The sequence below is a fragment of the Coriobacteriia bacterium genome (assembly GCA_034370385.1).
Taxonomy (GTDB): Bacteria; Actinomycetota; Coriobacteriia; order Anaerosomatales; family PHET01; genus JAXMKZ01.
Genome location: JAXMKZ010000033.1, coordinates 1 through 9983 on the forward strand (window position 1 = coordinate 1; position 9983 = coordinate 9983).

Sequence of the window (9983 nt, forward strand, 5' to 3'; positions counted from 1 at the left end):
GATCTGGACGTTGGGGCCCTTGGGCAACGGGGTGACCACCGTGTGATAGACGGGCGGCATCTTGGCGACGTCGGGCGCCTCCTTGGCGTGGCACGCATCGCAGTCCGGCCCGGCGTCGTGGCACATCATGCACGAGTTCACGCCCGAGGAGGCCGAGGCCTCGGCATGCGGCGTCTTGGCCCAGTCGGCGGAGTGGGACTTCGGGCGCAACTGGAACGAGGGGGTGTGACAGTCCTCGCACTCGCTCGTGGCCAGTTCGCCCTGATCGCCGTGGCTGATGCCGTGGCAGGCGAAACAGACCTCCATGGGGACGTGCTCGGTGTTGTTGTCACCGCGGTGCGGCATGCGCGAGTGGCACGCGTCGCAGGAGACGAGCAGGTGGTTGCCGTGGCCGAACACCAGTCCGGGGACGTCGACATCGCCCAAGTCGAGGTGGCAAGGAGCGCAGGAGGTCTTTTCGACCGGCTCGGCGGTCTCGATGACCGACTCACCGTCAGCGGCGAACAGGGCGGGCGCGGCTGAGAACGCGAGCGCCGCGGCAAACAGGGCGATCGCGGCGATGACGATGAAGCTTCTGGTAGCACGGGGCTTCACGCGCGCCGCCGGCCTCCTTTTCGGGTCTCGGCCTGCACCGCATCCTGAGGCTGCCGGGCCAACGGAACGCGGCTGTGAGACGTGCATGCCCCTGTAGAGCAGCGAGCATGCCAGCAGGTCTGAGACGAGTATACACGCGCGCACGAGACGAAGCCGTGGGCCGTCAGCGCATTGATACCGACTTCGAGCCCGAGTAGGTGGGTCTTGTCGCCTACTTGACGGTGACGTATCGGTACGACGACGACCACATCGCCGGGTGAAGTGAATCAGCAGGATGGTACGCGCGCAGGCGCCATTTTCCGCGTGTGGTCAGGCGCATGGACGCGGAGTACTGCGACCACGTGGAGTAGGATGAAGCCTTCGCCACGATGTAGCCCTCGGACTTCCACGCGGTTTTCGACACCTGGCGATACTTGTACACGCGAACCGGGCTGCCTGTGGAGTGACGTGGCTTGAGAATGCCGGAGACGCGGAAGTACTTCGACCGGTAGACGCTTGAAGGAGCGGCAGGAGTGCCCACCCAAGCGCCCGGAAGCTGGTAACGCACGAATGCCTCGTGCCACAGACCGGAGTCGCCGGCGACCAGATTTCGGGCATTCGAGGTGAATCCGATGGAGCGCCCATTGCCCGACAGCGAAGCGCCGTAGCTGTCCGCCGACGCCTGGGCACTTGTGGAAGTCACGCTCGCCCTATCAGTCACGCCGCCGAGCGTGTCACGCACGAACACGTCGGTCATCTTGTTCGTGTCTCCGCTTGCTAGACTCGACGCATCCGAATGGAACGCCACCACGCGCCCGTCGGAAGACATCGCCGGCTCATAGCAGTTGTCGTTGGCTTGAGTGCCCGCCGACGAGATGCTGATTCGAACGGTCCGTCCGGTCAGCCGATCCCGGGTGAACACATCGGCCTTTCCATTTGTGTCACCGACGACCAGGTTCGTTGCCCACGAGTCGAAGCCGACGTAGCGTCCGTCCCTACTCAGCACCGGATTGCTGCTCCCGTTGTTCGCCTGAAGTCCGGTGTTAGAGACGCTGACTCGGGCGGTGAGGGTGCCGCCCACTACGCGCAGGAAGATATCCTCCGCGCCGTTGGTATCGCCCGACACGAGGTTGCTGGCAGTTGAGCGGAAGGCGACATAGTTGCCATCTGCGGAGATTGCCGGCTGGTCACTCCAGCCGTTCGGTTGAGCCACGCCGAGGCCGACACTCATCCGTGTCGTCGTCCCGGCCGCCAAGTCACGCAAGAAGACGTCGCTCATTCCGTTGGAGTCGCCCGGAACCAGATCCACGCAGCATGGCTCGTTGGACTTGACCGACTCAGCACTCGACCGGAATGCGACCCTCATACCGTCGGCAGAGATCGATGGGTCGTAGCTTCCTGCGTTGGCCTGCCCGCCCGACGAAGAAACGCTGACCCGAGTCGTCTGACCGGTCACGAGGTCGCGAACGAACACATCGTCTGCCTCATTGGTATCACCCGGAACCAAGTTGGAGGCACCCGAATGAAAGGCGACGAACCGTCCGTCTGCGGACAAGGAAGGGGCGTCGCTCCACCCGTTGCCCTGGGCGCCCGAAGAAGAGACGCTCACGCGCTGGGTGACCCCTGTCTGCAGATCTCGAACGAAGATGTCGGTCATGGCATTGGTGTCGCCTGGCACAAGGTTGCCTGATCCCGAGACGAACGCGACGTAGCGCCCATCGGCGGAGACGCTCGTCTTGTCGCTCCACGACGACCCTCTGACTCCATCGCTTGAAACGGAGGCGAGGACGGTGGTCGGTTTGGTGAACGGATAGCCCGCGCCGCTGACCGCATGCGCGGCGGCGGGTGCCAACGCCAAGCAGCCCATTGCGATCACGATGGCGGCCCACATCACCGCGGTACCGCCGATTACCTTGCGTAGGGGCTCCCGCGCAGGTGTCCGAACCATCTGTTGCCTCCGTCTCGAGTGGCACGTGTCAGTTGTCATCGCGCAGGCGCCCTTGGGCTCCTACTGATCGAGCGTGTCGACGAACTCCTTCGCGGCCAGAACGGCCAACGGCTGGAGTTTCGACGGGTCGCCCTGCGTCTTGGCGACGACCACCACTTCGAACACGTAGCGACCCCGGCGGTAGACGACCGTAGCAAGCTCCCTGCCGTCGGTACCGAAGTACGCCGGTGCTCCATCAACCACTATCTTCTGTGAAGACGCTTTCGGGTACACGACCTTACTCGTCTTCGCGATGAACGACTCCGCTCCATCATTGCTCTGGCGGTCATGAACGGCCCACGCGACGCGATACGCGGGGGCATCAGGCGACACAGGGTCCGCGGACACATCCGCATCGCCACCCATCACGACGGGTTCGCTCATGCTGTAACCCTCGAAGGCCTTGGGCAACAGAGCGCCGATGTCCTCGATCTCCTTAGAGAAAGCCTCGTCATCGACCTGTGGCGGCGGGTTCTCGGAATTGGGCTCGTCGCTTGGGGAAGAACCGGGGCTCGTCGGCGCGGACGGAGCAGGGGCCGACCCTCGCCCGGCCTTGCTGACGATAGCCTGTGCGCGCACGTTGCCCGGATCGGTGGCCAGTATCTCCTGTGCGATCGCAACTGCCCGTGTCGTATCCCCGGTGGCGAGCCTGATCTCGGCCGAAGTGAGCCGAGACTCCACCGTCTGCTGTGCGGCCCCGGAATCTCCCGACGTCGATGGATCGCCGCCGGAGACAGCCGACAACACGAAGATGACGGCAGCGAGCGCCACCACGCCGGCCGCGATGCCAAGGGTCGTCCTGCCGCTGGGCCGAGTCATACGACGCATAGCGAAACGAGCTCCTCTACTCTTCCTCGGCTTCAGATGCCGACACGGATTCGAACCCCGCCGCTATATCGGCATCCTCGATCGTCGAGGCCCCACGCTCGGCGGCGCACTCCACCGCCACGCGCGCAACTCGCACGAAGCGATCGAAGTCCTGAGCCGACTGCTCCGCGGCGCTCGCCAGCGCTGTGCCGCCGACCGTCAGCGGTTCGTGGTCGGGCGCAGTCGCAGCCGCAAGCCACGAGTCGACGAGCTCGGCATCCAAGCCGGCTTCCTCGAAGCGCAGGGGATTGAGGAACGACTTGAACTCCCACTCGAGCCGATTCGCCGAGCCGAAGGTCTCCTCGAGCTCCGGCGCTTGGCTGCGGCGCGCGAAGAAGACGATGCGCGCATCGCTGCCCAGTGACCAACGAAGCTCAGACAGGGCGCCGACTATCTTGTGGCGCAGGCTCTCCGGGACATCCTCCCAGTACTCAAACTCCGCCAGCAGAATCGTGACGTCGTCGAACCGCGCACGCGCCAGCTTCACGGCTGAAGCGAGGGTCTTCCTGGGCGCCTTTGTGACCCTGAGCTCCGCTGCAGCAGCGACCTGACCCCGCTCGTGAAACGCCCGCAGGGCGCGCGCGATGACCGGCGACAGGTGTACCGACGTATGCTCGATCAGGTAGTCCAGGACCATCTGCTCGTGGCTCGCGGGGCTCTCAGCCGCCTCGGAATCCTCGTCATCTTCGGAGTCAACGCCGGGGGCAACCCCGAGGGTGTCATCGAGTTCCCCGGCTTCGTCCTCATCGTCGCCAAGTCGTTCCACATCGATCTGTCGCTCATCGAGGTCATCCGCGTGCTCGTCCTGACGCTCGAGCACCTCGTCACCGAAGACCGCCCGCATCGCGGCGGTCGCGTCCGTCTCGAACTCCGACACGAAGCGAGCCAGGCCTTCGGGGCCAAGCACCTTGTACGAAGCAAGACCGGTGTCGGCCTCTCCCAGCACACCTCGGAAATACGCGGCGAGCGTCTCATCGAACTCACGGAACACGATCCGCTCGCTGACCACACTCAAGATAGCCCTGACTGAGCCGATTCGCATCGCAGGCAACGGCACGTACGCGTGAAGGGCGTTGAGATCCGGATCATTTGCAAGCATGAACTCGAGCTTCGATATGGCGCCCATGAAGAGCTCATCGTCGATGACGTCGGGCTCGGTGACCCACAGGGGACGCGCGTCACCTTGGGCTTTGGCTTCAAGGAGAACGGACAGCAGTCGGTGCGCCTCCGCCTCCACCTCAGAGGGTATCCACGACGGCTCACCCCACTGGCCCGCACAGAAGGGGTTCGCCATCAGGCCCAGTGAGCGATAGTGGTCCACTCCGAGATACCGATCGTCAGCGATCTCCACGTCACGTACTCCTCGAGCTCGTATCGTCCGGACAAGGTCCCCGTAGTGCGGAGGGTCCCGAGTCTACGACCCGGGACCCCCACATTCAAGCCAGTGAACTCCTCAGGGAGTCCCCTAAGAGCATCTACTTCTCGTGGCAGACTTCGCAGACCGTGCGGTTGTCGGCACGGAGCAGAGCGCTGGAGAAGGTCGGATCCACGCCACCGAGTGCGTCATTGCGCACCGGCATGTTGAAGTTGGTGGTGCCAAGTGCGGCACTGGCCCAACCGGTCATGACCTGCGAGGAACCGTGAGCGAAGTGGCAGGTCAGACAACCAAGGTTGTTGTCCCGCTCCTCCACGCCACCGATCATGCGCTCAAGCGGAATCGAGGCACGACCCGCAACCCAGTCGGCGTCGGTCGACTGATACGCCTCCACCTGAAGGATGGCGTCGCCGGAGCTCGGCGCAACGTCAACCGGGTGACGGTGACGCGTGACGGGAGCAACGCCAGCGGGGTCGTCGTAGGCCGGGCTGTTGATGGGTGCACCAGAGCCAGCCCATTCGTAGCTCGCGTCGCTCGACCTGTCCGCATAGGTAGTGTGGCACGCAGCGCACCACTCGGACAGCGAACCAACCTGCGCGCCAGCGTTGGCCACGAGCTTGGTTCCACCGGTGTAGTCCGGCACGTAGGCGGCCATCTGCGCTGCGCCACCATCGGCACCGCGCTTCCAACCGTCGGCGTAGGGGTAGTTCACCGGATCGTCGTCACCGAAGACGTTCAGCGCGACGTCCTGACCGTTGACGCTATCCTTCAGCAGGCGGTAGTTCGTGCTGCCGTGAGGATCGTGGCAGTCAGCACACGTGAGGCTGGTGCCGGCAACAGCCGAGCCAAAGCCCCAGTTCGGGAGCAGGGCACCAGCGCCCGGATCCGAAAGCATGTGGGTTGACGTAACTGCGGCCACGGCACCAACGGCCGTGCCGTCGAAGTCCCTGCGGAAGGTAGTCGTGAAACCGCCTCCGTTGAGACCCTCGCCGAACGTCGAGTCGGTCACGTACTGCGACAGCACGCCGCCGCCGGTATCCGCGCCGATGGCCTGACCAGCAGCACCGGACGGGCCGGAGTCAAAGATGCCGTCGACGACGTTCGTCGAGGCGCCCGGAGCGGCCGTGCCGTGACAGGCGTTGCAGAACTCAGTCATCGTGCCAGCGCTACCCACGAGCAGAGCGTAGGGGTAGTCGACGGGATCGAGCGCACCGACGTCCTTCGGGGTGTACTGGATCTCCGAGAACGAACTGTGTGCGCGGTGACACGCTGCGCACGCATCGGTGTTCACGGCATATCCACCGTGAGGGCCGAAGTTGGCGAATGCCCCGGTCGCTGAGACCAGGGAAAGCGCCAGTGCGAGGCCCAACAGTACTACGAGCTTTTTCACACCAATCACCTCCTAGTCTTCTAGTGGACCGCGCATGCGATGCACGGGTCGAAGGTCTGGGCAACACGCACTACCTCGATACCGCCAGCACTGGTGACCATGGTCGACCCGTCCTTGCTGAGGAACTCTCCGGCGTCGTTATCAAACGGAACGCCGATGCACGCCTTCTCAATGGCCCCGTTCTCGCCAGCAGCGGACTTCGGAGCGCCGTTCCATGTGGTCGGAACGATGCACTGGTATGCGGTGATCTTGTTGTCCTTGATGGTCGACTGGTGCATGAGGGCGCCACGAGGGGCCTCGACAGCACCATAGCCGTGGTGAGAGCCGACCTTACGGGCAACGGACGAACCGGCAACCCAAGACGCCTGGGTGCCCCTGGCCGCGAGCTGATCGATCCAGCACGGCAGGGTGTGAGCGCCATCGAGCGGATCGGTCCAGTCGTCGGACCAAGACAGTGCGCCGGTGACCGGGTCCACAACAACGTCTCCAACCATGCGCTGGACCAACAGGAGCGACTCGAGCGCGCGGGCGCGGAGGCGGTCCATCACGGACAGGCCGGCGACAACGCCCGTGGGGTTGATGATGCCCTGGAGCGCCGGCGGCAGTGCCGCTTCGGGCAGCAGCCAGGCAGCGACGAGCTGAGCGGCATTGGTGCCCGCTATGACCGCACTGGTGTCGGTGCCGATGAGACCGGCGACGAGCGTCGCCGACAGCGCGTTGGGGTTGAGCCCATAGGCGGCCGAGCCCGGAAGCGCGTAGATCCCACCGTAGAGACCGGCGAGATTGCCCGCGTAGATTCCGGCCACTTTGAGTCGAGCCAGCGGTCCGACCTCACACTGCTTGCCATCCCACAGCGGAGCCTTGATGTACGAGTATCCCGCGCCGCGGTTCGGCTTCGTGCGCAGCACATCACCCGGGTACGCCTCAGTGCCCGTGTAGCTGTTTGCGGCGATGTCCGCCGCGGACTTCGAGTACCGCGAGTTCGCGATATCCTCGGTGAGGTTCCCCTCGACCGAGAAACCACTCGCCGGGTTCAGCCACTTGGACCAGACCTCAGCCTTATTCTTGGCGGTGAACGGCGTGATGCCGGGGCCACTGACGCCGCCCCTAGTGAACAGCGTGTCGTCAGTCTCAGGGAAACAGCCCCAAGACAGGAAGCGCCCAAGACCGGCGCCGTAACCCTTGCCGTCTTCCGGCGTAAGACGATCGCCGCTGATGCCCGTGTTGCCCGCGTTGTCGTAGTCGGCATAGAGCAGGCCGAGCGCGAACGCGATCGGCACGTACTCCTTGACGATCCACAGACCGACGTCACGGATGAGGCTCTTGAACTTCGCGCAGCTGGCCGCGAACGCGACCAAATCCGAGGTGTCGTTGGTAACTCCACCGGCGACGAAGCACGATGTCATCGGCATGCGTCCGGCGAACAACGCACCGGCCTCGAAGGTGAGGCGGCGCATCTTGAGCGCGGTGACGTAGCTGATGATGATGGCGTCCCACAGCTTAGGAGCGGCCGCGTTCGGAACGACCCCTTGGCCACCCACACCGTTACCGGCGCTCAGAAGCAGCGGGCTGTAGCAAGCGTCGTTGAAGTACGGCGTCCAGGGCGGAATGGCCGGACCCTGAACGTAGCTGGGGGCTGCAAGGTGGTAGAAGTGCGTGATGCTCGACATCAGGAACTCGGCACCGAGCACCAAGTTGCGGATGAGCATCGCCTTCTCAGTGATAACGCCCTTGAACGTGGTGTGACCCGGGCTGTAGCCCAGAACCGCATCAGCGGCAAAGGTTGCAGTCAGGCCATGCGGCACGGGGCAGACACCGCAGATGCGCTGCATGTACGTGATCGGGTCGTTCGGCTTGCGACCGAGAACGAAGTTCTCGAAACCACGCCACAGGTTACCGTGAGCGTTGGCGTCCTTGACCAAGCCGCCCTCGACCGAGACCTTCACGCCCAAGTGACCCTCGATACGAGAGATCGGGTCTACTTCATGCTCGCTAGTTCCAGCAATGAGATTGTATGTAGTCATCTATTTCACCCTCCTTCCCGTGTCTAGAGTTTCACGAACGGTACAAAGCGGTCAGGATAGCCGGGCTCGGTACAGCCCATGCAGGGATGCCCGGAAGACGTGCAGTGGCTGCCGCCCTTGGCACCGACGAACGTCTGCGCGGCGCCGTTCTGCGGCTGCATGTTGTTCCAGCCGTGTACGCCGCATAGAGAGCGGGTGTACAGACCCTTGCAGCCGATCTTCTGGAGGCAACCGACCTGACCGGGCTTCGAGGCGTAGATGCCCTTGGTGTAGTACTTGTAGCGAGGGCAGTACGCGCTGTGCACCGGAATCGGATAGGCGCTCTTAACGCGCCTACCGGAATCGACACCTGCGACCAAAGCAGCCACTCCCGGAGCGCCGCCCTGAGCAGCGATCATCGTCTGGATGATCGTCAGGACGAGCCAGAATGGGTTGGTCGGGCAGCCGGGCGAGTTGATGACCTTGCCCTCCGCGCCAAGGGTGCCATGATCTGCGAGATAGTCATAGACGCCCTGGGCACCGGTCTGCGACAGCTTGACATCGAACTCGTCGCTGGCCAGAGCCGGCTTGCAGCCCGGGTACCCACCGTAGCAGGCACACTGACCCACCGGCAGAACGGCCAGGCAGTTCGCGGCCTCCGCCAAGGTCGTGACAACCTCAGGCATGTCGTGCTCGAATCCGGGAGAGGTCGTCGGATTCTCAGCGTCCCAATCGTCGCTCATGCCGATGGAGCACCACGGGACGTGGCCGGCGTACGTGCCGGTCGGGTCCCACGCGCTGTTGCCGTTGATCTTCTGCAGCGCACCTTCGACCACGAGAACGAATCCGGTCTTCCCAGCACCGAGTCCGTTGGTCTCGAAGTCCTTGAGCCACTGCGCCGCAAGGTCGCCCGCCTGGCCCATGACCGTCTCGTGGTACTGAAGATCGATGACGTCGATGACCACATCGGCGATATTGAGCATGGGCACGCCGGCTACGTCAGCATCGACGCGCAGGCCACCGGTGAGCGTGAGCGGTGCGGCCGCGTCGAGCCCTGCCGCGAGAAGTGCGTCCAGCGTACTGGTCGTGCTGTCGCCGTAGATCGGCTTGCCGCCTGCGTTCTCGAGAAAACTGAGAAGCGACGTGGAACACCCGGTGCACTCAGCACCATGGATCCATACCACTACGGGCTTGTGAAGGGTGCCGCCAAAGCTCTTCGTGGGATCGATCGCGCCGAAGGCCCCGACTACTCGCGACATCTCCGCCTGGCTCATGCCAACGGCCGCCGCGAGGGTTCCCAAACGGGTGACAAACTGCCGCCTGGTGATAGCCATATTCTCCTCCTTCCAAACATACGGACGTAGTGAAAACGAAGAACGAACCCGAGCGTGAAGAACGTAGTGCCCGAACCTCCTTCCTAGTCAACGCTCGGAGTGAATCAGAGAGACCTATTCGGCCCTGCGAGCGACAAGAAGCACCCGAGCGCGTCGCGCTCGGGGCTCCGAAAAGCAATGCTCGTTAGGGGTCCGTTGTCAGCTCCAACCCGGTCACACCCATCGCTTTCCGCCCAGCGGACGGTAGCATGTAACAGATGTTACAACGGAATCTAGCACCCGCGACCTCGCATGTCAAGATGCTCTCCATGGCGGAGCGCGTAAGGATTTGGGGGGTCTACTCTCAGTTCAAGGGATTGAACATCGCGAGGAGCTGCTGACGCGTCGAGAACGGCATCAGATGCCCGGCTGGTGGTGCGTATCCCTTTCCGTCCGAGATTACCATCTCGTAGCC

General features: G+C 63.8%; 7 protein-coding genes. All 7 read right to left on the reverse strand.

Annotated elements, in window-relative coordinates; translation table 11 throughout:
- A partial coding sequence (locus U1E26_07530) for a hypothetical protein (protein ID MDZ4169490.1) occupies positions 1-594 on the reverse strand: 594 nt, incomplete at its 3' end.
- A gap of 211 nt (positions 595-805) precedes the next feature.
- Positions 806-2521, reverse strand: a complete 1716-nt coding sequence (locus U1E26_07535) for a calcium-binding protein (protein ID MDZ4169491.1) — start codon at positions 2519-2521, stop codon at positions 806-808.
- A 60-nt stretch (positions 2522-2581) separates the two neighbouring features.
- Entirely contained in the window at positions 2582-3388 is an 807-nt protein-coding gene (locus tag U1E26_07540; protein ID MDZ4169492.1) for a hypothetical protein, read from the reverse strand.
- 16 nt (positions 3389-3404) lie between these two features.
- Positions 3405-4778 (reverse strand): hypothetical protein, encoded by a 1374-nt coding sequence (locus U1E26_07545; GenBank protein ID MDZ4169493.1) that lies wholly within the window; start codon positions 4776-4778, stop codon positions 3405-3407.
- A 124-nt stretch (positions 4779-4902) separates the two neighbouring features.
- The gene (locus U1E26_07550) at positions 4903-6192 is read right to left on the reverse strand and encodes a cytochrome c3 family protein (protein ID MDZ4169494.1); all 1290 of its coding nucleotides are present in this window, start codon (positions 6190-6192) and stop codon (positions 4903-4905) included.
- Positions 6193-6212: 20 nt separating this feature from the next.
- Positions 6213-8216, reverse strand: coding sequence for a nickel-dependent hydrogenase large subunit (locus U1E26_07555; protein MDZ4169495.1), 2004 nt, complete (start codon positions 8214-8216; stop codon positions 6213-6215).
- Between the two features lie 23 nt (positions 8217-8239).
- The gene (locus U1E26_07560; GenBank protein ID MDZ4169496.1) at positions 8240-9529 is read right to left on the reverse strand and encodes a hypothetical protein; all 1290 of its coding nucleotides are present in this window, start codon (positions 9527-9529) and stop codon (positions 8240-8242) included.
- Positions 9530-9983 lie beyond the last annotated feature (454 nt).